This window comes from Bacteroides sp. GD17 (assembly GCF_038448625.1).
In the GTDB taxonomy this organism is placed as follows: domain Bacteria; phylum Bacteroidota; class Bacteroidia; order Bacteroidales; family Bacteroidaceae; genus Bacteroides.
Window position 1 is genome coordinate 346660 of the sequence record NZ_JBCEZS010000004.1, and the last position, 23353, is coordinate 370012.

Annotated in this window: 19 protein-coding genes; 10 read left to right on the forward strand and 9 right to left on the reverse strand. The window is 46.4% G+C overall.

Features of this window, described 5'->3' with window-relative positions:
• Positions 1 to 125: 125 nt before the first annotated feature.
• Positions 126 to 728, reverse strand: coding sequence for a phosphatase PAP2 family protein (locus AAE250_RS08590; protein WP_294596360.1), 603 nt, complete (start codon positions 726 to 728; stop codon positions 126 to 128).
• Positions 729 to 833: 105 nt separating this feature from the next.
• On the opposite strand from AAE250_RS08590, the gene AAE250_RS08595 reads away from it, so the two are divergent.
• The 5 genes from AAE250_RS08595 (at position 834) to pdxB (ending at position 6619) form a co-directional block, all read left to right on the forward strand.
• Entirely contained in the window at positions 834 to 1754 is a 921-nt protein-coding gene (locus tag AAE250_RS08595; protein ID WP_294596363.1) for a helix-turn-helix domain-containing protein, read from the forward strand.
• A gap of 170 nt (positions 1755 to 1924) precedes the next feature.
• A complete protein-coding gene (locus AAE250_RS08600) occupies positions 1925 to 2623 on the forward strand; it encodes a succinate dehydrogenase/fumarate reductase cytochrome b subunit (RefSeq protein ID WP_294596366.1) in 699 nt (232 codons plus the stop codon).
• A 36-nt stretch (positions 2624 to 2659) separates the two neighbouring features.
• Positions 2660 to 4606 (forward strand): fumarate reductase/succinate dehydrogenase flavoprotein subunit, encoded by a 1947-nt coding sequence (locus tag AAE250_RS08605; protein ID WP_294596369.1) that lies wholly within the window; start codon positions 2660 to 2662, stop codon positions 4604 to 4606.
• A 33-nt stretch (positions 4607 to 4639) separates the two neighbouring features.
• Entirely contained in the window at positions 4640 to 5395 is a 756-nt protein-coding gene (locus tag AAE250_RS08610; RefSeq protein WP_294596372.1) for a succinate dehydrogenase/fumarate reductase iron-sulfur subunit, read from the forward strand.
• 171 nt (positions 5396 to 5566) lie between these two features.
• Complete coding sequence (gene pdxB / locus AAE250_RS08615) at positions 5567 to 6619, forward strand: 4-phosphoerythronate dehydrogenase PdxB (RefSeq protein WP_294596375.1); 1053 nt, start codon at positions 5567 to 5569, stop codon at positions 6617 to 6619.
• Here pdxB and purN read toward each other — a convergent pair.
• Positions 6591 to 7163 (reverse strand): phosphoribosylglycinamide formyltransferase, encoded by a 573-nt coding sequence (gene purN / locus AAE250_RS08620; RefSeq protein WP_294596377.1) that lies wholly within the window; start codon positions 7161 to 7163, stop codon positions 6591 to 6593. The genes pdxB and purN overlap by 29 nt on opposite strands.
• A gap of 149 nt (positions 7164 to 7312) precedes the next feature.
• Here purN and AAE250_RS08625 point away from each other — a divergent pair, with 149 nt between their 5' ends.
• From AAE250_RS08625 to rnc, 3 genes are read left to right on the forward strand one after another with little or no spacing between them, the layout of a single operon-like run.
• Complete coding sequence (locus AAE250_RS08625; protein ID WP_294596380.1) at positions 7313 to 7549, forward strand: acyl carrier protein; 237 nt, start codon at positions 7313 to 7315, stop codon at positions 7547 to 7549.
• A gap of 20 nt (positions 7550 to 7569) precedes the next feature.
• Entirely contained in the window at positions 7570 to 8835 is a 1266-nt protein-coding gene (fabF, locus tag AAE250_RS08630) for a beta-ketoacyl-ACP synthase II (RefSeq protein ID WP_294596383.1), read from the forward strand.
• A gap of 5 nt (positions 8836 to 8840) precedes the next feature.
• The gene (gene rnc / locus AAE250_RS08635) at positions 8841 to 9737 is read left to right on the forward strand and encodes a ribonuclease III (protein WP_294596386.1); all 897 of its coding nucleotides are present in this window, start codon (positions 8841 to 8843) and stop codon (positions 9735 to 9737) included.
• Here rnc and AAE250_RS08640 read toward each other — a convergent pair.
• Positions 9696 to 10706: an ATP-dependent 6-phosphofructokinase gene (locus tag AAE250_RS08640; RefSeq protein WP_294596388.1), complete on the reverse strand. Its 1011-nt coding sequence runs from the start codon at positions 10704 to 10706 to the stop codon at positions 9696 to 9698. The two genes, rnc and AAE250_RS08640, sit on opposite strands and share 42 nt — an antisense overlap.
• A gap of 129 nt (positions 10707 to 10835) precedes the next feature.
• On the opposite strand from AAE250_RS08640, the gene AAE250_RS08645 reads away from it, so the two are divergent.
• Positions 10836 to 12347, forward strand: a complete 1512-nt coding sequence (locus AAE250_RS08645) for a GH3 auxin-responsive promoter family protein (RefSeq protein WP_294596391.1) — start codon at positions 10836 to 10838, stop codon at positions 12345 to 12347.
• 95 nt (positions 12348 to 12442) lie between these two features.
• Here the strand turns inward: AAE250_RS08645 and AAE250_RS08650 are convergent, their stop codons facing one another.
• Positions 12443 to 13324 carry a DUF3078 domain-containing protein gene (locus tag AAE250_RS08650; protein ID WP_294596394.1) on the reverse strand — a complete coding sequence of 294 codons (882 nt, stop codon included), beginning with the start codon at positions 13322 to 13324 and terminating at the stop codon, positions 12443 to 12445.
• 100 nt (positions 13325 to 13424) lie between these two features.
• Positions 13425 to 14477 (reverse strand): tRNA 2-thiouridine(34) synthase MnmA, encoded by a 1053-nt coding sequence (mnmA, locus tag AAE250_RS08655; RefSeq protein ID WP_294596397.1) that lies wholly within the window; start codon positions 14475 to 14477, stop codon positions 13425 to 13427.
• A 73-nt stretch (positions 14478 to 14550) separates the two neighbouring features.
• Here mnmA and AAE250_RS08660 point away from each other — a divergent pair, with 73 nt between their 5' ends.
• Positions 14551 to 14991, forward strand: coding sequence for a DUF6078 family protein (locus AAE250_RS08660; protein WP_294596400.1), 441 nt, complete (start codon positions 14551 to 14553; stop codon positions 14989 to 14991).
• Positions 14992 to 15234: 243 nt separating this feature from the next.
• Here the strand turns inward: AAE250_RS08660 and AAE250_RS08665 are convergent, their stop codons facing one another.
• The 4 genes from AAE250_RS08665 to AAE250_RS08680 all read right to left on the reverse strand — a co-directional run bounded on the left by AAE250_RS08665 (position 15235) and on the right by AAE250_RS08680 (position 23139).
• A complete protein-coding gene (locus tag AAE250_RS08665; RefSeq protein WP_446715740.1) occupies positions 15235 to 16788 on the reverse strand; it encodes a RagB/SusD family nutrient uptake outer membrane protein in 1554 nt (517 codons plus the stop codon).
• Between the two features lie 12 nt (positions 16789 to 16800).
• The gene (locus AAE250_RS08670; RefSeq protein ID WP_446715741.1) at positions 16801 to 19764 is read right to left on the reverse strand and encodes a SusC/RagA family TonB-linked outer membrane protein; all 2964 of its coding nucleotides are present in this window, start codon (positions 19762 to 19764) and stop codon (positions 16801 to 16803) included.
• A gap of 24 nt (positions 19765 to 19788) precedes the next feature.
• Positions 19789 to 21240 carry a sulfatase family protein gene (locus AAE250_RS08675; protein ID WP_342288865.1) on the reverse strand — a complete coding sequence of 484 codons (1452 nt, stop codon included), beginning with the start codon at positions 21238 to 21240 and terminating at the stop codon, positions 19789 to 19791.
• A gap of 186 nt (positions 21241 to 21426) precedes the next feature.
• Positions 21427 to 23139, reverse strand: coding sequence for a DUF6377 domain-containing protein (locus AAE250_RS08680; RefSeq protein WP_294596408.1), 1713 nt, complete (start codon positions 23137 to 23139; stop codon positions 21427 to 21429).
• Positions 23140 to 23353: the final 214 nt, after the last annotated feature.

The window sequence follows — 23353 nt, forward strand, 5'->3', positions numbered from 1 at the left end:
GTCATGACAAACACTTGTGTTTGTTGTGACAGACACTTGTGTTTGTCACGATAGACACTGGTGTCTGTCATGACAGGGACTGGCGTCTGTCAAACGCCTCAATATCAATGCTGAAGACATCCCTTTTATTCTCCGAACAGCCACTTATTCAGCCATCGGTTTATATAGACATTCGCTACCGAGCACCCGATGCCGATTGCCGCTCCCGCCAATACATCGGTCGGATAATGCACCCCCTCGTTCATACGCGAGACTCCTACGGAGCAAGCCCACAAAGCAGACGGCGCTATCACATACCACTTGGGATACTTTATGCACAAAGAGGTGGCAAGCGCAAAGGCTGTTGACGTATGCGACGAAGGAAAAGAAGGACTGCTCTCATAACTGTACGGATGCACGCGGTCAGGATATCTGTCATAAGGGCGTGCGCGGTCTACCAAGTATTTCAGACCATAAGTCACAACAAACGTTCCGGCAACGCTTGTCCCCACATACACCGCATCTTTCAATAATTGCTTATCATGTTTTACCCAGGCCGCCACAGCCATTGCTACCGGAATACCGAGAACAACATAAGGTTCCGACCGGGAAATTATCTTATTATAATTACGGATAAATTTACCATCCCAACTGTTTATCTCGTGCAGAGTATTGATATCCCAATTTTGCGCCGAAAGACTGAATACAACAATGGAGATAAAATATACAAAAAAAAAGGTCCTTTTCATGAAGTCTTCACGTTAGTTTGGCGCAAAGATAGTCCAAATAGTTAGAGTTTTCATAAAAATATCCTATCTTTGTTGCCACATTTATAATAATTCGCCTATCATTTCATGACATTGGATACTTGTTGTACGCGGCAAATTGACTGTGCGTTATGTCCCCAAAAATCAGAAGGAGTATTGATCTACAGACAATACCCCCAAGGGCAACATTTTTCTGCTGAAAAGTGCACACAAAACTGCATGATATTTTTGCTAAAAGGTGAATTGCTTGTAAATAGCGAAGAATATCCCGGTACTACTCTTCAAAGTCGCCAGTTCATACTGCAAGCAATCGGCTCCAAAGTCGAACTTTTAGCATTGAGCAATGTAGAATATATCGTTTATTGGTTTACCGAACTTCCGGTACTCTGCGAGGAACGTTACAAAGAAATTCTGAAAAGTGCGGAATCTCCTTTGACGTATGCCCCGCTAACAGCCGTTTCCATACTCGAAAACCTGCTGAAAAACCTTGCCGGCTACTTCAGGGAACAACCCTATGCCTGCAGCAAGTATGTCGACATCAAATGCCAGGAACTGGTGTATATCCTGACCTGTTACTATCCGCTACGTCAGATCAGTACCTTCTTCTATCCTATCAGCACTTATACGGAAAGCTTCCAGTACTTCGTCATGCAGAACTATGACAAGGTGAAGAATGTGGAAGAATTTGCCCATCTTGGCGGATATACCACCACCACATTCCGCCGTCTTTTTAAAAACATGTATGGAGTGCCGGTGTACGAATGGATTCTGGACAAGAAACGCGAAGGCATATTGAACGACCTCCAATATACCAAGCAACGTATATCCGTCATCAGTGCCCGCTATGGTTTCGACTCCTTATCCCACTTTGCACACTTCTGCAAGGACTCTTTCGGAGATACCCCCCGCTCCTTGCGGAAACGTGCGGCCAACGGAGAGAAAATTTCCATAATCTGTAAGGAAAGAGGAGACGCTTCGGGCAGGGAACAAGAAGACGAGGAAGAATAATCTGTTTCCTGCCTTATTCTCTTATCAACTTCCTCCCTCCCCGATTACGGAATTATTTCTTTAATCGCTTGTTTAATCAAGGTATTTCATCTATTTTTGCGAGAAATTAGCATAACGTCTCTTAATAGAATATATTTTCAAACTATTAAATAACTTAAATTCAATCATTTATGTGGTTAAGTAATTCATCTGTAGGAAGGAAAGTGGTGATGAGCGTTACCGGTATCGCCCTTGTCCTGTTTCTGACGTTTCACATGGCGATGAACCTGGTTGCATTGATCTCGGCCGAGGGATACAACATGGTTTGTGAGTTCCTGGGAGCAAACTGGTATGCCCTGGTGGCTACGGTAGGTTTGGCTGCCCTCTTCATCATTCACATCATCTACGCTTTCTGGCTGACGATGCAAAACCGCAAGGCACGCGGTAGTGAACGTTATGCAGTAGTAGACAAACCTAAAACCGTAGAATGGGCTTCTCAAAACATGCTCGTGCTGGGTCTTATCGTAATTGTAGGTTTGGGTCTGCACCTGGTAAACTTCTGGTCTAAAATGCAGCTTCCCGAGTTGATGCACAACATGGGCATGAATGCCGATGCCGGTGCTCTGGCGTATGCTGCCAACGGTGTTTATCACATTGAGAACACATTCGGCAATCCGGTGTACGTAGTGCTTTACCTCGTTTGGCTGGGCGCATTGTGGTTCCACCTGACTCACGGTTTCTGGAGCTCCATGCAATCTTTGGGTTGGAACAACAAAGTATGGATTAACCGTTGGAAATGCATCTCCAACATCTACTCCACTATCGTTGTTGTATGCTTCGCCCTGGTAGTTGTCGTATTTTTTGCTAAATCATTATGCGGCGCTTGCTAAATTATAAATTGTAAATGATTAAATTGTAATAGCATTATGACTAAGATAGATTCTAAAATACCGGAAGGACCGGTGGCTGAGAAATGGACCAACTATAAAGCTCACCAAAAATTAGTAAACCCCGCTAACAAGCGCCGTTTGGACATCATCGTAGTAGGAACCGGACTGGCAGGTGCCAGTGCTGCCGCTTCACTCGGTGAAATGGGTTTCAGAGTATTCAACTTCTGCATCCAGGATTCTCCGCGCCGTGCACACTCCATCGCTGCACAGGGAGGTATCAATGCTGCCAAGAATTACCAAAACGACGGTGACTCCATCTACCGTCTGTTCTACGATACAGTAAAGGGCGGTGACTACCGTGCCCGCGAAGCCAACGTTTACCGTCTGGCCGAAGTTTCAAACAGTATTATCGACCAGTGCGTGGCACAAGGCGTACCTTTCGCCCGCGAATACGGCGGTTTGCTCGACAACCGTTCTTTTGGTGGCGCACAGGTATCACGTACATTCTACGCTAAAGGCCAGACCGGTCAGCAGCTGTTGCTGGGTGCTTACTCTGCACTGAGCCGCCAGGTGAACGTAGGTACTGTGAAACTCTTTACCCGCTATGAAATGCAGGACGTTGTCCTCATCGACGGACGCGCCCGCGGTATCATCGCAAAGAACCTCGTAACCGGTAAGCTGGAACGCTTCGCTGCTCATGCAGTGGTAATCGCTACCGGTGGTTACGGAAATGCATACTTCCTCTCTACCAACGCTATGACTTGTAACTGTACAGCTGCTGTAGCTTGCTACCGCAAGGGTGCTTGGATGGCGAACCCCGCTTACGTACAGATTCACCCGACTTGTATCCCCGTACATGGTGACAAGCAGTCCAAGCTGACTTTGATGTCCGAGTCTCTGCGTAACGACGGTCGTATCTGGGTTCCCAAGAAACTGGAAGACGCCAAGAAGTTGCAGGAAGGCACTCTGCAAGGAAAAGATATCCCCGAAGAAGACCGCGACTATTACTTGGAACGCCGCTATCCGGCATTCGGTAACCTCGTTCCGCGTGACGTTGCCAGCCGCGCTGCCAAAGAACGTTGCGACAAGGGCTTCGGTGTAAATAACACCGGTCTGGCCGTATTCCTCGACTTCTCCGATGCTATCAACCGTCTGGGCAAAGACGTAGTGGCACAACGCTACGGTAACCTCTTCGATATGTACGAAGAAATCACCGACGTCAGTCCGTACGATAATCCGATGATGATTTATCCGGCTATCCACTATACGATGGGTGGTATCTGGGTAGACTACGAACTGATGACCTCTATCAAAGGTCTGTTCGCTATCGGCGAATGTAACTTCTCCGACCACGGTGCCAACCGCCTCGGTGCTTCTGCATTGATGCAAGGTCTGGCCGACGGTTATTTTGTATTACCTTACACCATTCAGAACTATCTGGCCGACCAGATCACCGTTCCCCGCTTCTCTACCGATCTGCCCGAGTTTGCAGCTGCCGAAAAGGCTATCCAGGACAAGATTAACTGGATGATGAACATCAAGGGTAAGAAGTCCGTAGACTCCATCCACAAGGAACTGGGCCACGTGATGTGGGAATATGTAGGTATGGGACGTACTGCCGAAGGCTTGAAGACCGGTATCCAGAAGATGAAAGAAATCCGCAAGGAATTCGAAACCAACCTCTTCATCCCCGGCGATAAAGAAGGTATGAACGTAGAACTCGACAAGGCCATTCGTCTGTATGACTTCATCATCATGGGCGAATTGGTAGCTTACGATGCCCTGAACCGCGACGAAAGCTGCGGTGGTCACTTCCGTGAAGAATATCAGACCGAAGAAGGCGAAGCCAAGCGCGACGACGAAAACTTCTTCTACGTGGCTTGCTGGGAATACCAAGGCTCCGACGAAAAGGCTCCGGTATTGCTGAAAGAACCGCTGGTTTACGAAGCAATCAAGGTACAGACTCGTAACTATAAGAGCTAATCGGGAAGTTGAACATTTAAAGAACTAAAGAAAATGGATAAAAATATATCATTTACGCTCAAGGTATGGCGCCAGAAGGGTCCGAAAGCGAAAGGCGCTTTTGAAACATACCAAATGAAAGATATCCCCGGTGATACTTCATTCCTCGAAATGCTGGATATCCTGAACGAACAGCTCATCAGCGAAGGTAAAGAACCGGTTGTATTCGACCACGACTGCCGCGAAGGTATCTGCGGTATGTGCTCGCTCTACATCAACGGACACCCGCACGGACCGGCAACCGGTGCTACCACTTGCCAGATCTACATGCGTCGTTTCAAGGATGGCGATACTATCACCGTAGAACCGTGGCGTTCTGCCGGTTTCCCGGTTATCAAGGACTTGATGGTAGACCGTACGGCTTATGACAAGATTATGCAGGCCGGTGGTTACATCAGCATACGTACAGGTGCTCCTCAGGATGCCAACGCTATCTTGATTCCGAAGCAGGTTGCCGACGAGGCTATGGATGCTGCCAGTTGCATCGGTTGCGGTGCTTGTGTAGCAGCTTGTAAGAATGGTTCTGCCATGTTGTTCGTTTCTGCCAAGGTAAGCCAGTTGAACCTGCTGCCCCAAGGCAAACCGGAAGCATTGCGCCGTGCCAAAGCTATGCTGAGCAAGATGGACGAACTTGGTTTCGGTAACTGTACAAACACCCGTGCATGCGAGGCCGAATGCCCGAAGAACGTTTCTATCAGCAACATCGCCCGCTTGAACCGCGACTTTATCATCGCAAAGCTGAAAGACTAATCAGCCTTATTTGATTAATATCACAAGAAGCTCCTCTGCCGGGAAACTGGTGGGGGAGCTTTTTTTACAAGTAGCCTGCATCTTCATCACCCGACATATACTTCCACGAAAGCGCACACAAATACAACCAAAAGCGTTATCTTTGCAGTCATTATCCCAAAGAAGAAGATTATGAAAGTCATTGTCGACAATAAAATACCCTTCATAAAAGAAGCGATCGAAAAGATAGCTGATGAGGTGGTTTACCTTCCCGGAAAAGACTTTACGCCTGTAGCGGTAAAAGATGCGGATGCACTGATTATCCGTACCCGCACCCATTGCAACCGGGCACTGCTGGAAGGCAGTAAAGTCCGCTTCATAGCTACCGCTACCATCGGTTTCGACCACATCGACACGGAATACTGTCGTGAAGCCGGTATCATCTGGACCAATGCTCCGGGTTGTAACTCCGCTTCTGTAGCCCAATACTTGCAATCTTCCTTCCTATTATTACAGGAAATTCGGGGGAAAAAGTTATCCGAACTGACATTGGGAATTGTGGGAATAGGCAACGTAGGCAGTAAAATCGTTGAGGTGGCCCATGAAATGGGGATGCGCGTACTGCAAAACGACCTGCCCCGCGAAGACAAAGAAGGAAAAGCAAACTTCTGTTCCTTACAAACACTGGCGGAAGAATGTGATATCCTCACCTTTCATGTACCTTTATATAAAGAAGGGAAATACAAAACCTACCACCTGGCAGATGATGCTTTCTTTCAATCACTAAAGCGTCGCCCGGTCATCATCAACACCTCGCGCGGCGAAGTAATTGAAACCGGCGCATTGCTGAGCGCCTTAGAGAACGGACAAGTTTCCGATGCCATTATCGATGTTTGGGAGAACGAACCGGACATCAACCTTACCTTATTATATAAGGTGTTCCTTGGAACTCCACATATTGCCGGCTACTCTGCCGACGGAAAAGCGAACGCCACACGCATGTCGCTCGACTCACTTTGCCGCTTTTTCCATATAGAAGCAGACTACCACATCACACCACCCGAACCGGAGAATCCCATCATCATTGCAAACACACCGGCAGAGGCATACTTGCAGATGTACGATCCGCGACGAGACAGCGAAGCGTTAAAGAATCATCCCGAACTATTCGAGAAACTGCGTGGCGACTATCCCCTAAGAAGAGAAAAAGGTGCTTTCACACTGGGTTCAGAAGTTCTTCAATAATCTTCGGATAGTACTCGTATTCCAAAGCATGGATGCGCTGCGCCAACTCATCCAGAGTATCTTCCGGCAGTACGGGGCACTTCACTTGGCAGATAACGGCACCTTCATCATAGCGTTCATTCGTATAATGTATCGTGATACCACTTTCCTTTTCGCCCGCTTCTATCACCGCCTCGTGCACACGGTCGCCATACATTCCCTTCCCACCGAACTTAGGCAAGAGTGAAGGATGTATATTTATCATTTTATTAGGATAAGCATGCAAAATGTTATCCGGTACGCGCGCCAGAAAGCCTGCCAATACAACAAAGTCAATGTTGTGCTCGCGCAGCATCGATAAAATGGCCTCGCCACTTTCCCAATCACTCTTGGCAAAGTACGCACAAGACACTTCCAGCCCCCGTGCACGCTCTAAGACGAACGCATTCTGACGGTTAGTCAAAACCAAACAGACACATGCCGACCCTTTTTCGCGGAAATAACGGATAATATTCTCGGCATTCGTACCGCTACCGGATGCAAAAATAGCTATGTTTTTACTCATAAACCCTCCAATCTCTGCACAAAACCGTGAAAATTGTGCAAAAAACTGCATTTAATTCATCAAATATTTGCGAGGAACGATAAATATTTATTCCTTTGCACCGCAAATTTAAAGAAATAAAACTAATTATTAATTAAAAACTTAAAGTTATGTCTGAAATTGCATCAAGAGTGAAAGCTATTATCGTCGACAAATTGGGCGTTGAAGAATCAGAAGTAAAAACTGAAGCTAGCTTCACTAACGATCTGGGAGCAGATTCACTTGACACTGTAGAACTTATCATGGAATTCGAAAAAGAATTCGGCATTTCTATCCCTGATGACCAAGCTGAAAAGATTGCTACTGTGGGCGATGCCGTTACTTACATCGAAGAACACGCTAAGTAATTATCCATCAGTTACAAAACATGGAATTAAAAAGAGTTGTAGTAACAGGTCTTGGCGCCATTACTCCTATTGGCAACAGTGTTCCCGAATTTTGGGAAAACCTTGTGAATGGGCTTAGTGGAGCTGGACCTATTACTCATTTCGATGCTTCCCTTTTCAAGACTCAATTTGCATGCGAAGTGAAAGGCTTCGATGCCACCAAATATATAGACCGCAAAGAAGCTCGCAAGATGGACTTGTACACGCAATATGCCATCGCCGTAGCCCAAGAAGCGGTAGGTGATTCTGGTCTTGACGTCGAAAATGAGGATTTAAACAGAATCGGTGTCATCTTTGGCGCCGGTATCGGTGGTATCCGTACGTTCGAGGAAGAGGCAGGAAACTATGCCTTGACCGGTAAGGAAAACGGTCCCAAGTTCAATCCGTTCTTCATCCCCAAGATGATTTCGGACATCGCTGCCGGACAAATTTCCATCATGTACGGTTTCCATGGTCCCAACTACGCAACATGTTCTGCATGCGCTACCTCTACCAACGCTATTGCCGATGCATTCAACCTGATCCGTCTGGGCAAGGCCAATGTAATCGTGAGTGGCGGTTCGGAAGCTGCTATCGCCGCTTGCGGTGTAGGTGGTTTCAATGCCATGCATGCATTGTCAACCCGTAATGATTCTCCTGAAAACGCATCCCGCCCGTTCAGTGCAAGCCGTGACGGTTTCGTGATGGGTGAAGGTGGCGGTTGCCTCATTCTCGAAGAATTGGAGCACGCCAAAGCACGTGGTGCTAAGATTTATGCGGAAGTTGCAGGCGTAGGTATGTCTGCCGATGCTCATCACCTGACAGCTTCTCATCCCGAAGGTTTGGGAGCCAAGTTAGTGATGCTGAATGCGTTGGAAGATGCAGAAATGAACCCCGAAGAAGTAGATTATATCAATGTTCACGGTACATCTACTCCGGTAGGTGATATCTCGGAAGCTAAAGCCATCAAAGAGGTATTCGGTCAGCATGCTTATGAACTGAACATCAGTTCTACGAAGTCCATGACCGGTCACTTGCTGGGTGCAGCCGGAGCGGTAGAATCCATTGCAAGTATTCTTGCAATTAAGAATGGTATTGTTCCTCCGACCATCAACCACGAAGAGGGTGATAATGACGAGAACATCGACTATGACCTGAACTTCACGTTCAACAAAGCACAAAAGCGCGAGGTGAACGTAGCTTTGTCCAATACATTTGGATTCGGCGGTCATAATGCATGTGTTATTTTCAAGAAATACGCAGAATAATAGTCGTGTTACGCAATCAAATAGACAAGATAAGACTCCTATTCCGTAAGGATAGAGAGTCTTATCTTTGTTTTTATAAGATACTCGGCTTCTTTCCACGCGATATTCAGGTTTATCAGCAGGCATTGCTGCATAAGTCCATTTCCCTGCGCTCCGAAAAGGGACGCCCCATCAACAACGAGCGGCTGGAATTTCTGGGTGACGCCATACTCGACGCCATCGTGGGGGATATCGTCTTCAAGCATTTCGAAGGCCGTCGCGAAGGTTTCCTCACCAATACACGTTCCAAGATAGTGCAGCGCGAGACGCTGAACAAGCTGGCGGTAGAAATAGGGCTGGATAAACTGGTAAAATACTCCGCCCGCTCCTCTTCACACAACAGTTACATGTACGGCAATGCCTTCGAAGCATTTATCGGTGCCATCTACCTGGACCAGGGCTACGACCGCTGCATGGAATTCATGGTGAAGAAAATATTCAAGAATCACATCGACCTCGACAAAATGTCCCGCAAAGAGGTCAACTTCAAGTCAAAGCTCATTGAGTGGAGCCAGAAGAACAAGATGAAGGTATCTTTCGAGCTTATCGAACAGTTCCTTGATGCCGATTACAATCCGATGTTCCATACCGAAGTGCACATTGAAGGTGTTTCGGCAGGCACCGGCACGGGATATTCCAAGAAAGAGTCGCAACAGAATGCCGCACAAATGGCATTAAAGAAAATCAAGAACGACGATGCTTTCAAAGCAGAGATCCAGGCTGCCAAGGAGCGCAACCACACAACAGACACTCCCGCAGAAGAAGAAACCTCTGCGGAAGAAGAATGTCTTATAGAGCAAGAGAACCTTGCAGAACCGGAATCAGCCGAAACAGATTCCCATCCTACGGCCTTGAACGACTAAATCAGTGTCTTCGGTCACCAGCTTCAGCTTACCGGCAATCTCATCCAAGGGTGCAGAAGAAATCTCATCCCCTTTCAGTGTAACCATACGTCCGAACTGTCCGGTCGCAATCAGCTCCGTGGCATGTCCGCCCATGCGGGTAGACAGGTTACGGTCAAAAGGCGTAGGCGAACCGCCGCGCTGAATATACCCTAACACCGTTTCGCGGGTTTCAATCCCTGTCTCATATTCTATTTCCTGCGCAATGTACTCGGCAGCACGCTTCCGGCCGTCCGTAAGGATACCTTCGGCCACAACTACGATGGAATACGGTTTCCCTTTCTTCAAGCGGTTCAGAATGGTTTCGCCGATATTATGGATGTTATAAGGTATTTCCGGTATCAGAATGACGTCTCCGCCACCCGCCATACCGGAGTATAGAGCAATCCAGCCGGCCTTATGCCCCATTACCTCAATCACCATCACACGTTTGTGCGAGCTGGCAGTGGAGTGCAACCGGTCTATGGCATCCGTAGCAATGCTCACGGCAGAATCGAAGCCGAAAGAGAAGTCGGTACCCCAAATGTCATTGTCAATAGTTTTGGGCACGGAGACGATGTTCAACCCCATAGCGGCAAGCTTTGACGCAGTCTTCTGCGTACCGTTGCCACCGATGCAGACAACGCAGTCCAGCCCCAATTCTTTGACGTTCTCCTCTATCAGAGCCGGTTTATTTACATCAGACATCACCCCGTTCTTCTTGAACGGTTTCTCGCGGGAAGTGCCCAGCATAGTGCCTCCGAGATTCAGCAATCCCGACAAGGATTTATCGGTAAAAGACTCCACGTCTTTGGTCAACAGTCCCTGGAAACCGCTATGAATACCAATCACTTCCATTCCATAATGGTTAATGGCTGTTTTGCACACGCCGCGAATCGTAGCGTTAATGCCGGGACAGTCGCCTCCTGAAGTCAAGATACCTATTCTCATGGCAAATATGTTTAAATGTCGTTTCTTTTTGCATATACGGACGTAAAGATAGAAAAAAAACAGAAAAAAGATAGAGATGCCAATAAATAAGATTATTTTTGCGCTTTAAATTAGATTTCAACAAGAACGATGAATATAACAAAGTTTCTGAATAAGGTATACTTTACCCCCCGTCTGAAAGAAATCGAACAATACACCAGCCATGCCGGTGAATTGCAGCAGCGTGTATTGCAGCGTCTTCTCCGCATGGCGGCAGGCACAGAATGGGGGAAGAAACACGATTATGCCTCTATCCGTACTTACGAAGATTTCAAAAAACGCCTACCTATACAAACTTACGAAGAAATCAAGCCCTACGTGACCCGTCTTCGGGCCGGCGAGCAGAATTTACTCTGGCCTTCGGAAATACGCTGGTTTGCCAAGTCGTCGGGCACTACCAACGATAAGAGTAAGTTCCTCCCGGTGAGTAAGGAGTCCCTGCACGACACGCATTACAAAGGAGGCCGGGACGCTGTTGCCGTCTACCTGGCACAGAATCCAGAAAGCCGTTTCTTCTCCGGCAAGGGGCTTATCCTTGGAGGCAGCCACGCCCCCAACCTTAACACCAACCACAGCCTTGTAGGCGACCTTTCCGCCATCCTGATAGAAAACATAAACCCACTGGTAAACTTCGCCCGTGTACCGAGCAAACAGACTGCTCTGATGGAACACTTCGAGCCGAAGATGGAAGCCATTGCCCGCGAAACGATCCACAGTAACGTCAGCAGCCTTTCAGGCGTACCTTCGTGGATGCTCGTACTCATCAAGCATATACTCGAAAAGACAGGCAAGCAAACCCTGGATGAAGTATGGCCCAACCTGGAAGTGTTCTTCCACGGCGGTGTAGCCTTCACGCCCTATCGCGAACAATATAAGGAAGTGATCCGTAGCAGCAACATGCACTATGTAGAAACTTACAATGCCTCCGAGGGTTACTTCGGCACGCAGAACGACCCGAACGATCCGTCTATGTTGCTGATGATTGACTACGGTATCTTCTACGAATTCATCCCGCTGGAAGATATCGAGAAAGAGAATCCCCGCACCTACTGCCTCGAAGAGGTAGAACTGAATAAGAATTATGCAATGATAATCTCCACCTCCGCCGGCTTGTGGCGATACATGATTGGAGATACGGTGAAGTTCACCAGCAAGAATCCCTACAAGTTTGTTATCACAGGACGTACCAAGCACTACATCAATGCTTTCGGCGAAGAGCTGATTGTGGATAATGCTGAAAAAGGACTGGCCAAAGCATGTGCCGAGACCGGTGCACAGATTGTAGACTATTCTGCCGCTCCCGTCTTTATGGATGCACGTGCCAAGTGCCGCCACCAATGGCTGATAGAGTTTGCCCAGATGCCGGACAGCCTGGAACGCTTTGCCAAGATACTGGACGATACCCTGAAAGAAGTGAATTCCGACTACGAAGCGAAGCGGCAAAACAATCTGGCGTTGCAACCGTTAGAGGTTATCACTGCTCGCAAAGACTTATTCCACGATTGGCTGGATAGCAAAGGAAAGTTGGGCGGACAACACAAGGTGCCACGCCTCAGCAATACAAGAAAATACATTGAAGAGATGCTGAGACTCAACAAATAAGGATTTCCTACGAACAGATACAAAAGAAAGAGACTGTGCAAGAAGGCGACAAACCTTTACACAGTCTCTTTTCGTTTTATAATAGTTGCAAGCAATCAGAAGTTATACGCCAACCCAATGCCCAGAACTTCTTTAAACTGCACCTTCGCTCCCTTCTTTACCCCGTTGTCATCAAATGTTTTCACATCGTTGTCATACTTCAGAGTTGTATTTATAGTAGCCGATAATACTTTATTAATCTTCATGCTGATAAGTACATCCCAATTTACGTCTACATTTCCAAAATCCTTGTTATAAGGAGTAAAAAAATCAGCCGTAGTAATCAGATTTACATTTTCCATCAGCGGCATTTCCGCGCGGGCTTTCACAAAAGCACCGGCTTCTATCTTGAAGTGGTCGCCCGGATCTACTCCAAACGCCCCCAAATCGGAGAGATAGTCATCGCATACAAAAGTCATTTTAGTAGAGGCAGGCGAAAGCAGCAAAGAGTAATTGCTCTTAGGACGCCATTCCATACCTAAGGCGATATTCGAATAGGCAGGAGCAAAGAAATTGGAAATCTCGTGTTCCTTATCGGGATAGTCGTACCCCTTGGCAAATTGTGTATTCAAATCGCCCATAAGCGTATAAAACCAGACATTGTTGGTAGAATAGCCCAATTGGGTGGAAAGCCCGATTTTATCACTGCTTTTTCTCACTCCCTGAGACTTGGTTTTGGACAAACCATAGTCCAGTACCACATTACTCACCCAAAGCCAGTTCCCCTTTTTATGCGTCAGCGATGCGTTCATATAAGCATTTCCGGCAATGGAGTTCTCACCTCCCGCCGACCAGTTCGACATAGCAGTCTGTGACATATTGAGGCCGGTTACTCCTTTCAGTACCCAAGCTCCCTCTTTATATCCTTTATCATCCGTCTGGGCATAGGTCATGGTTGCCATAGCGGCAAATAACATTACAATATATATCCGTTTCATATTACAGTTCGTTTTAAAAGTTTCTCATAAAAAGACGTCTCGTAAGATTAACAAGATTTACGTTCTTTTTGTTCGAGATAGAATAAAACGGATGTTGTAATCAAATAATAATGCCGCCACCCAGCAACAGCCCGCCTTCATCGTAGAAAGCCGCCGCCTGGCCCGGTGCAATAGCCTCCAAAGGCTCTATCAGACGAACGTGCAGCAGCCCCTCCACCGTGAGGCTCACCTTGCAACGGTTTGCCTGCTTGCGATAGCGTATCTTCACAATCACTTCCGCCGCACCCAGCACGCGTCTGGTCTCAATCAGGTTCCATTCCTTCAACCACATCTCCTGTTTATACAATGAAGAGAGTGGCGCAAGAACCACCTCGTTTCTTTCGACAGAGATTTCCTTGACGAAGACAGCTTTATTCAGTTGGATGCCCAAGCCTCTGCGCTGACCGATGGTATAGAAAGGATAACCCTCGTGCCAACCCAGGAAATCCCCGTTTTCATCGATGAATTTCCCTCTGCCGGGCAGTTTTTGGGCACCCACCTCCTGCCGCAGGAAGGAACGGTAATCCAACGGGCAGAAGCATACGCCGATACTGTCTTTCTTCGTTGCCACGCGCTCAAAGCCACGGGCGGCGGCATAAGCACGGGCTTCGTTCTTGGTGAGTTCCCCCATCGGCAGAAGCATACGTTGCAAGATGTCCTGCTTCAAGCCCCAAAGGAAGAAAGTCTGGTCTTTATCTCTATCGGCAGCAGGGGCTATGTAGAACTTGTCATCTATTAAGGCCTTGCGTACATAGTGCCCGGTAGAGATCCAATAAATGCCCTTTTCATCGGCAATTTTAGCCAGGAGCGTCCACTTCAGTTCGTTGTTGCAGAGGGTGCAGGGAACGGGAGTATGCCCCATCAGATATTCATCGAGAAAATAGCGGATGATACGCGAGCGGAACACTTGCCGTGCATCGTAAGTAATGTGTTCTATTCCAAGTCTCGCAGCCAGTGCACGTGCGTCTTCCAAGTATTGTGTCTGCCCTTCTGCCTCGTAGAAACGAAAGGTCACGCCGACCACCTCATAACCCGCTTCTTGCAACTTCATGGCAGCAACAGAACTGTCCGTACCGCCGCTCATACCTAATATTACACGTTTATCTGACTTCATGGATGCAAAAGTAACAAAGGAAAAATTAATTCACTACATTTGCACCGCTTAAAACAATAAAAACAGAACTACTATGGACAATCATTTTAATTACAGCTCAGTACCCTTCCATTACATCCACTGCCTTAACCAGGCTTGTCCACGCGGTGAAAACTGCCTGCGCAGAGTAGTCGCGCTACATGTTCCCAAAGAGGTGCCGGCTGTCATGACCGTAAATCCGGCCCTTTATCCCAAAGACGCCAACCGCTGTCCCTACTTCCGCAGTACCGAGAAATTCCGTTATGCCTGGGGGATAAATGCACTTTTCGACGAAATCCCCTACAAACAGGCGCTGCTACTGAAAAGAGAAATGCACGACCTCTATCCCAAGACAACTTACTACCGCATCTTACACCAAGAACGCCCCCTCTCGCCGGCAGAGCAAGCTGTCATTGCCCGGCTGTTTACAAAAAGCGGTGTCTCCACGGCGCCGGTATTCGACTACTATACTGAAGAGTATAACTGGGAGATGTAACACATCCCTCCGTAAAAAACGCGTATAATACACTTACTATCAAGCACATCAAGGTCCCACCATTTTCTTTCATAGTGGGACCTTAGTTCCGTCGTATAGGGAGGGTAGTTCCATCGTATAGGGAGTGTACTTCCATCGTATAGGGAAAGTACTTCCCCCGTATTGGGACTATGCCTCTATATACTTTCACGCCATACTCCATATACCAGCCGGGCGGGCCGAAGAAGCTTCTTTGCTCTACTATTAATACCCCGGATTTTGTTCCAAGTTAGGATTCTGGTCCAGTACAGATTGGGATATAGGCAACTTATAATAGTTCTTATTGAACAGATTACCCAACGGTGCACGCCCTGCATCACGGTTTGGAAGTGAATTCATCACCTCTTCCACCTTTCCCCAACGTACAAGGTCATACCAACGTTGTCCTTCCAACGCCAGTTCAAGCCTGCGCTCTTTCATCAAGGCTTCAAAGGCTGCTTCCTTGCCAGAAGAAGCAGAAGGAGACAATTCAGCCAGTCCGGCACGATGCCTTACCTGATTAATAATACCTACCGCTTCACTCACATTGCCACTACCCAACAACAGAGCCTCAGCCTTCAACAGCAACACATCCGCATAACGATATTTGATGACCGTGGAATAAGAAGAACGGATCTTATACATAAACGGATAATGTTCTCTCGGGTAGTGATTATCCCACTGACTTTGATAATAAACCACCGTTTCATTCAGACGTTTCTTATCCCCTGCCTCTTCGAAAGCCGCCAGCAAGTCTCTGGACGGTGTTATCCATTTGGCATACGTAAACTGTTTTTCCCAATCGTCCAGGAAGCGTCCTAAAATATTAGGCAACCAAGTCCCGCTTCCGGAAAAGTATTGCGCTTCTAAAATAGATTCAATTGTATTTCTGCATTTGGCATCTATTGCCGGATTATTCAAGCCCGGAGGCAAGGTATCATCCTGAAGTTTCACACCAAACAAGTCATTAAAATCATCTACCAAGCGGAAACCGTCAGCCTCCACCTCGTCGCAATATTTAATGACCTTCGCATAATCACGAAGAGGCTCTTCCGCATACACCTTGGCCAATAAAGTACGGGCTACAGATTTGCTGAAACGCGTCTTATCTACCGGATTATTATCCGGGGCAGCCGTAAGAGCTTCCAGCAGGTCTTTCTCTATCTGAAGATATACTTCCTCCTCTGTGTTCTGCGAAGGGAAATAAGCCGGATATACCTCTTCTACCGTTTCTGAAGTAATATCCCCGGCCTCGGTAGTTACCACCGGCACTCTGCCCCAATTACGCACCATATCAAAATAAATCATGGCTCTGAAAATTTTGGCCTGAGCTTTATAAGACTCACGTTCCTGTACGGTTAATGAGGCATCCGGCACCGCATCAATGTTGCATATCAGTTTGTTTGCCCGTGCAATATCCTCCATAAAGCGGTTCCATCCACGTTGCAAAGGGGGAATTGTACTTGGAATCGTATTACTTTCAAAATATTGCGGAGCACCCGACCGTGTTCCGGCGTATGCATTGTCAGCATGTGTGTCTCCAATCAGGAACATATCTTGATACCAGTGTTCCTGGCGATCACGCATCTGGTCATAAAGGGTCTGCAAGTGGGCCTCCACCGCTGCTTTATCTTTAAAGACAACTCCTTTATCTTCTTCCTTCTGTACTCCTTCCGTTACATCCGAGTACATATCAACCGGATCGTAATCCAGTGAGCACGAGGCAGCAGTAAGGATCAGGCTGCTTACCAATAATCTGAGAATAGATATATGTTTCATAGTCCGTTTCATTTAAAATTCAATATTAATACCAAATACAAACGACTTGCTGTGAGGATAAGATCCCCAGTCAATACCTTGTACCCCACCGTCATTACCCCATTCGTTCACTTCAGGGTCCATACCTTTGTAACCGGTAATTGTCAGCAGGTTATTTGCCGTGAAATAAGGTTGTAAACGCGTAACTCCCCAACGTTTCAATAATTTTCCGGTGAAGTTATAGGAGAAAGTCAAATTCTTGAGCCGCAGATAACTGCCATCTTCTACAAAATAAGAAGAGTTCTTGATCGCAAATCCTGCTTTCGGAACATCCGTAATCTGTCCCGGCTCTCTCCACCTCTTCAGTACCCGTGTAGATTGATTCTTACCGTCAAACATGGCCTCTGTCTCAATACGCGAAGCATTATACACATCATTCCCTTGAGAACCCTGAATAAAGAAACTCAGATTGAAGTTCTTCCAGGAGAAGGTATTCGTCATACCATACGTAAAATCCGGATTAGGATCACCGATATACGTGCGGTCCAAGGCAGAGATAATACCGTCGTCATTCAAGTCCCGATACATCAACTCTCCGGTTTGAGGGTCAACTCCGTCACTGATATAGCCATAGAAGCCTCCCAAGGGGCGTCCCGGTTCATTGCGTACCACATATTCTTTCAGGATATCACTGCTGAGTTGTGCTCCCGAGTATATCTTCTGTAATTCCAGCTTTTCAAGGCGGTTTCTGTTGAAGGATATATTGAAGTCCGTGTTCCAGGTAAAGGCGCCTCTAAAATTCTGTGTACTGACAGAGAATTCAAAACCTTTATTGGTCATTTCTCCCTCGTTACGCACAATATTGTTGGCAGCAGCGGCACCGGCAGGTAAAGAAACATACATCAACATATCGGTAGTCCGCTTGTAATAATAATCCATGGTAACATTGACACGGCTGTTGAACAAAGTTATATCCAGGCCGATATCTGTTTGGGAAGTGGTTTCCCAAGTCAAATCGGAAGTACGCAGATTGGCTTGCGTAATGGTAGGCAGAGCATTGTCATTACCTTCTTTGAACCACTCCTGACGGGTGATGTTATATTTCTGCAAATATGCATAATCGCCTACTCCCGACTGATTACCGGTTTGCCCCCAACTGGCGCGTACTTTCAGATCGTCCAGCCATTCCAAACCGCTCATAAACTTCTCGGAAGACATGCGCCATGCCGCTGATACGGAAGGGAATGTGCCCCAACGATGGTCCGGGTGTAACTTGGATGATCCGTCTCTACGTACATTGGCAGTCACCATGTATTTCCCGTCAAAGTTATAGGACAAACGCCCGAAGTAGGACATGATTCCCCATTCTGAAGCACCGGTACCCGTATTATTCCAGGCTATTTTATTAGCTACGTTCAGTGTTATGATATCGGAGTTCCTGAAATGCGAACCATTAATCCAACTATTCTTATAATTGGAGGTAGTCCATGAAGTACCTGCCATGCCTTCCACATTATGCTTATTGAAAATCTTGTGATAAGTAAGCACATTATCAAAAACAATCACCGTATTCATATTCCGGTTATCCGAAGCACTACCCCATTCGTCAATGCCCTCGATATGTACAGGCGGAGTAAAAGTGGTCTTGATATAGTTCCTACGGTCCAACGTAAAAGAACTCTTTAAGGATAACTCCGGCAGGAAGGTAACAGTTGCATTTCCCGAAGCAATCAAACGGGTTTCCTGGGCTTTATTATCTTTACCGTTCTCCATAGCCTCCACAGGATTCACCAGGTTCATGCCATAGAAATTGCGGTTATAATAATTGTTTTCATCGTTCCATACCGGTACACTGGTCGGAAGATTGATAACAGCCAGCACCACGCCACCACGGTTAGAACCCATTCCGGTAGTAATACCGTTCTTGGCATTATCCGAATAAGAGATATTGGCACCCACTTTCAGCCAGTCCCTTACCTTATTTTCCAGATTGGCACGAAAGTTATACCTGCGGAAGAAAGCTGCCTTCAACACGCCTTGCTCATCCAGATATCCTGCAGACAAATAATACTTGAACTTTTCATTTCCATTCGATACAGATACTTGATAGTTCTGGGTAAGTCCGGTTTGATAGACCTCATCATGCCAGTCGGTAAGATCGGTAGTACCCGGATTGAGGATTGCTCCTACCTCTTCCTGCAACTCCTTGTATTGCACAGCATTCAGGGATTCTATCTTATTAGATACCGAATTGATGCCAATCTGCGCGTTCAGTGCAACCTTCGCCTTCCCCGTCTCTCCTGCTTTGGTAGTAATCATAATCACACCATTCGCCGCCCGGGAGCCGTAAATGGCTGCCGAAGAAGCATCCTTCAATATCTGCATACTGGCAATGTCATTGGGAGAAAGGAAATTGATATTATCCACTGCTACTCCATCCACAACATACAGCGGATCGTTACTGCCATTGAAGGAAGTAGTACCACGCACGCGGATAGACATTTCGGCACCCGGCGTACCGCTGGGTTGCATCACATATACTCCGGCTGCCTTTCCCTGCAATGCCTGTGCAGCCGATACAATAGGACGTTCGTCAAGATCCTTTGTCGATACGCTGGAAATTGCCGTTGTCACATCCTTACGCTTCTGTGTACCATAGCCGATAACCACAATTTCGTCCAGCAACTCCCCATCTTCTTTCATGCGGATAATCAGGTTAGTCTGCTGTCCTACTTTTACTTCTTCCGTCTGATAACCGATATAACTGAAAACAAGAGTTGCATCGGCCGAAGAGACATTCACCTGGAAGTTACCATCCATATCGGTGATGCCTCCGGTTGTCGTACCTTTCACTTGTACGGACACTCCGATCATTGTCTCTCCCGTCACATTATCAAACACCTGCCCTTTGATTGTTCTTTGTTGCCCGTAGGCTTCAAGAGCAAATAGTTGTGCCAGCATAAGCAGCGCCAGCATCCATAAATTTTCTTTTTTCATGTGTATCAATTTAAGTTCAACTGTTTATTGTACGTCTATAAATCCATCCGTTTCCATACTTTTATCCCTTACACCTGCTGCTTTTGCCTTCTCCCTGGCATCCTGACGCTGCTGGCGCAAGTATTTCGAGGCATCATTGCCGGTCATTACCAACGGAGGCGGTATCTCTCCGAAGTTCTGCATATAGTCCTGCAGCTTCTGCAACATTTCTTTGGCCTTCTCCGGATATTTGTGGTATACGTTGTATTGTTCGCCTACATCTTCCCGAAGATTGAAAAGTAATGTATCATGGGCTGCAGTGGAAGTTCTCCAGAAGTTGCCTTTAATGCCGGGAGCAGGTAGAGAGATTTTCCAGTCACCGGAACGGTAATCGGTTATGTCGCGGTTATTGCGGAAGTAGGCATAATCTTCGCTTGCGCGCTTGCCACTTCCCTTCAATACATTTGTGATGTCATATCCGTCCAGTCGCACTTCCGGCAAAGAGGCTCCGCTTAGATTGGTTACCGTCGGAAGCCAGTCCAGCAGACTCATGACATCCGTATTTACCATCGGCTTTATTTGTCCTTTCCAGTAGGCTATACAAGGTACACGTACCCCACCTTCATAGGCTGTGGTCTTGCCCTCGCGCAGCGGTAAAGCCCTGCCACCCAACGGCCCCTCCTGCAACCATGGACCATTATCACTTGTAAACACAACCAATGTATTATCATCAAGTCCCAATTCACGAAGAGTCTCCATGATTCTCCCTACGCTCCAGTCCACTTCCAACACCGCATCACCGTAAATACCGGCACCGGACTTTCCTGCAAATTCTTCGGAAACATAAATAGGTACATGCATCATGCTATGAGCCAGGAAAAGGAAGAAAGGCTGGTCAGCTTTTCTGCGGATATAGTCGATGGCTTCCTCCGTATATTTCTTGGTCACATTGTTGATGTCTATATGAAACTCTTCCACTTCATTGCCCCGCAGATAGACCTGGGCACTCATATCATTGCTATACGGAATACCGAAATATTCGTCGAAGCCTTGCTGCAACGGCAAAAACTTTTCACGGTTTCCCAAGTGCCACTTTCCGATACAAGCCGTTGCATAGCCTTGCGTTTTAAGGACTTCCGCCATTGTAACCTCATCCGGCGCCATGCCGGTATAGCTGTCCGGATAGAATACGCCCTGAATCCCCATACGCGCCGGATAGCGTCCGGTCAGGAAACCCGCGCGGGAAGGGCTTGAAATTGGCGAAGCTGCATAGCAGTCCGTAAACTTGATGCCTTGTTCTGCCAAGGCATCGATGTTCGGAGTCGTCCATCTGGTCTCTCCATAACAACTGACGTCCGAATAGCCCATATCGTCCATATAAATAAAGACGAAGTTAGGCTTTTCACTTTTGGGAAGAGTGGATGCCGTACAAGAAACTCCGATAGCTCCCAATGCACTTCCCCATACCCAATTAAGATAATTCCTCATGCTTTTCATACTAAATAGTTTTTGGATGAGGCAAAAATAGGAGGAAAAAGCAGGCGGATTTTAGCGGTTAAGTCGAAATGAAGATTAATGAAGTCATCTAAGAAGTCAATAACTTAATATACAATTGATTACCACCCATCTCATTTAGGGAAAAATGAGATAAAGAGGAAAAGGATAAGAAGAAATAAAGCTGATTTATTCGGTAGACAGCGTACCGATTTTCATAATCAGTGACTCAAAAGATTCCTTGGAAACCACAGACTTGTTCTTAGCTTTGGAGCGTATATTATAAATCGTATTAATGGAATAACGAAGCATACGGGCAATTGTAGCACTGTCACTGAACCCTAAACGTATCAACGCAAATACACGCAACTCGGAAGTCAACGTTTTACGTTCCCTTTGCTTGTCAGTCAATAGTATTTTGTTTTCTTCTGCCATCAGTTTATTGTATTCTTCGATGAAATGGGGGAATATGGAGAGGAAGGCCTCATCAAAGTTGGCATAGAATTCCTCTAAATCTTCATTATCCGCGCTGGTGCATAAAGTCATTCGGAGTGCTTCCTCGACTTTCCCTTTCCGAAGGGCTTTATTAATTTCCAGTTTAAACTTCTGGTTCTTGTCTATATACTCAGAGTTCAATCGAATGAAATGTGCCACATAATTCTCTTTGATATAGTTGTTCTCTACCAGCTCATTATTTATATCATTCAAATGCACATTAACGTCCGCCAGTTTCCGGCTCAAAGCATTCAAACTGTCATTAGATTCCTGTAGTTTACGATGCATGCGCGAGAGTTTATTCTTCTGTACCACTACAATAACCAATATGCCTACGCAGAAGAAGAACAACAAGAAGATAACCACTACCCGTGTACGAAGGCTAGTGATATAACTCTGATTTTTCTTTTCATAAGCCTGGGTTACCACCGGGAGTGTCTTGGCAATTTGCAAACTACGCAGATTGGCATTATAAAAATAAACATCTTCCATACATATCTGTATATAACTTGCCGCCCGCGACACTTCGTCCCAATCGTACAAAGTACGGGCTATGCGATGCAAAGAAGCATGATCCTTAATACACTGCCGCATATCTTCCACGGCAGAGTTCAACATAGCCTCAAAGAAGCCCTCTTTATCCCCCATACTATTCTTTGCATCCCCAATATTATACCAGACAGCAGCACACTCCCTGTCTCCGGGCACGAGTAATGCCAACCGATTCTCCGACAATTCCAAGGCCTCGACATATCTCTTTTCATCCATATACTTCTGTATATAAACCTCATAACAGATGGTAGAACCACTATCCACCACCGCAAGCAGAGAATCCTGATATACCTTTGCCAACGGAGCAAACATTTGTTCCGCAAGGATTTTGTCTTTGGAGATATAAGCCTTTTGACGATAGATAAGGTTATAAGCCCGGTAATACGTATCAAGCAGTTCTTCGCTGACCTCTGTCCTCTTGATAGAATCCATAAGTACCAGCGCTTCCAGATACATACCCGATTTAGCAAGATAAATGGCCAGCGATATCTCTGACTCCATCGTCTTATAAGGGTCCTTCAGTTGTTTGGAGAGCTTGATGTTTTCATAGATGTAGTATATCAGTGAATCGCATATATAGCCCCGATACAATTGCTGTATATCTTTATTCAGGTCATATCTTTTTGGAGACAGTGCCGGAAGCCTGCCTAATATTTTTTTGGTATTCTTGATATCTTGCTCTTTTTTCTCCTGAAACTGGGGACGCAGGTCAATGAGGCTATCGAGTGTAGCCAACTGCTTCTTATATAATGATACAGGAGACTGACGGTCTGCACATGCAGCAAAACCAATTGCAAAAACAATCAGGACAAAGAGGTAGTATCGATGAAAAAGAGATGTAGCAGTGTTCTTCATATAGATAGTATCGTTATAGTGCGGTTTACTTCTATCAGGCATAGAATATTTGCGCAAAAATAGCAATAAATACAATTTACTCTCTATAAACTCCTGAAATTAACCTTTACCCTAAAACCAGGTTTTGCAGGATTATCTCTCTCTGCCTGGTAGTATTAGCTTTAAAAATCCTTACCAAGAGGCATATCTTCATATATTTATTATACCTTTGTGC

Coding starts and splice junctions, on each gene's coding strand:
- AAE250_RS08660 (WP_294596400.1), top strand. CDS start 14,551: ATGGACAATCATTTTAATTACAGCTCAGTACCCTTCCATTACATCCAC.
- AAE250_RS08640 (WP_294596388.1), bottom strand. CDS start 10,706: ATGAGAATAGGTATCTTGACTTCAGGAGGCGACTGTCCCGGCATTAAC.
- fabF (WP_294596383.1), top strand. CDS start 7,570: ATGGAATTAAAAAGAGTTGTAGTAACAGGTCTTGGCGCCATTACTCCT.
- AAE250_RS08680 (WP_294596408.1), bottom strand. CDS start 23,139: ATGAAGAACACTGCTACATCTCTTTTTCATCGATACTACCTCTTTGTC.
- AAE250_RS08625 (WP_294596380.1), top strand. CDS start 7,313: ATGTCTGAAATTGCATCAAGAGTGAAAGCTATTATCGTCGACAAATTG.
- AAE250_RS08600 (WP_294596366.1), top strand. CDS start 1,925: ATGTGGTTAAGTAATTCATCTGTAGGAAGGAAAGTGGTGATGAGCGTT.
- AAE250_RS08670 (WP_446715741.1), bottom strand. CDS start 19,764: ATGAAAAAAGAAAATTTATGGATGCTGGCGCTGCTTATGCTGGCACAA.
- AAE250_RS08675 (WP_342288865.1), bottom strand. CDS start 21,240: ATGAAAAGCATGAGGAATTATCTTAATTGGGTATGGGGAAGTGCATTG.
- pdxB (WP_294596375.1), top strand. CDS start 5,567: ATGAAAGTCATTGTCGACAATAAAATACCCTTCATAAAAGAAGCGATC.
- AAE250_RS08595 (WP_294596363.1), top strand. CDS start 834: ATGACATTGGATACTTGTTGTACGCGGCAAATTGACTGTGCGTTATGT.
- purN (WP_294596377.1), bottom strand. CDS start 7,163: ATGAGTAAAAACATAGCTATTTTTGCATCCGGTAGCGGTACGAATGCC.
- AAE250_RS08610 (WP_294596372.1), top strand. CDS start 4,640: ATGGATAAAAATATATCATTTACGCTCAAGGTATGGCGCCAGAAGGGT.
- AAE250_RS08590 (WP_294596360.1), bottom strand. CDS start 728: ATGAAAAGGACCTTTTTTTTTGTATATTTTATCTCCATTGTTGTATTC.
- mnmA (WP_294596397.1), bottom strand. CDS start 14,477: ATGAAGTCAGATAAACGTGTAATATTAGGTATGAGCGGCGGTACGGAC.
- AAE250_RS08645 (WP_294596391.1), top strand. CDS start 10,836: ATGAATATAACAAAGTTTCTGAATAAGGTATACTTTACCCCCCGTCTG.
- AAE250_RS08665 (WP_446715740.1), bottom strand. CDS start 16,788: ATGAAACATATATCTATTCTCAGATTATTGGTAAGCAGCCTGATCCTT.
- AAE250_RS08650 (WP_294596394.1), bottom strand. CDS start 13,324: ATGAAACGGATATATATTGTAATGTTATTTGCCGCTATGGCAACCATG.
- AAE250_RS08605 (WP_294596369.1), top strand. CDS start 2,660: ATGACTAAGATAGATTCTAAAATACCGGAAGGACCGGTGGCTGAGAAA.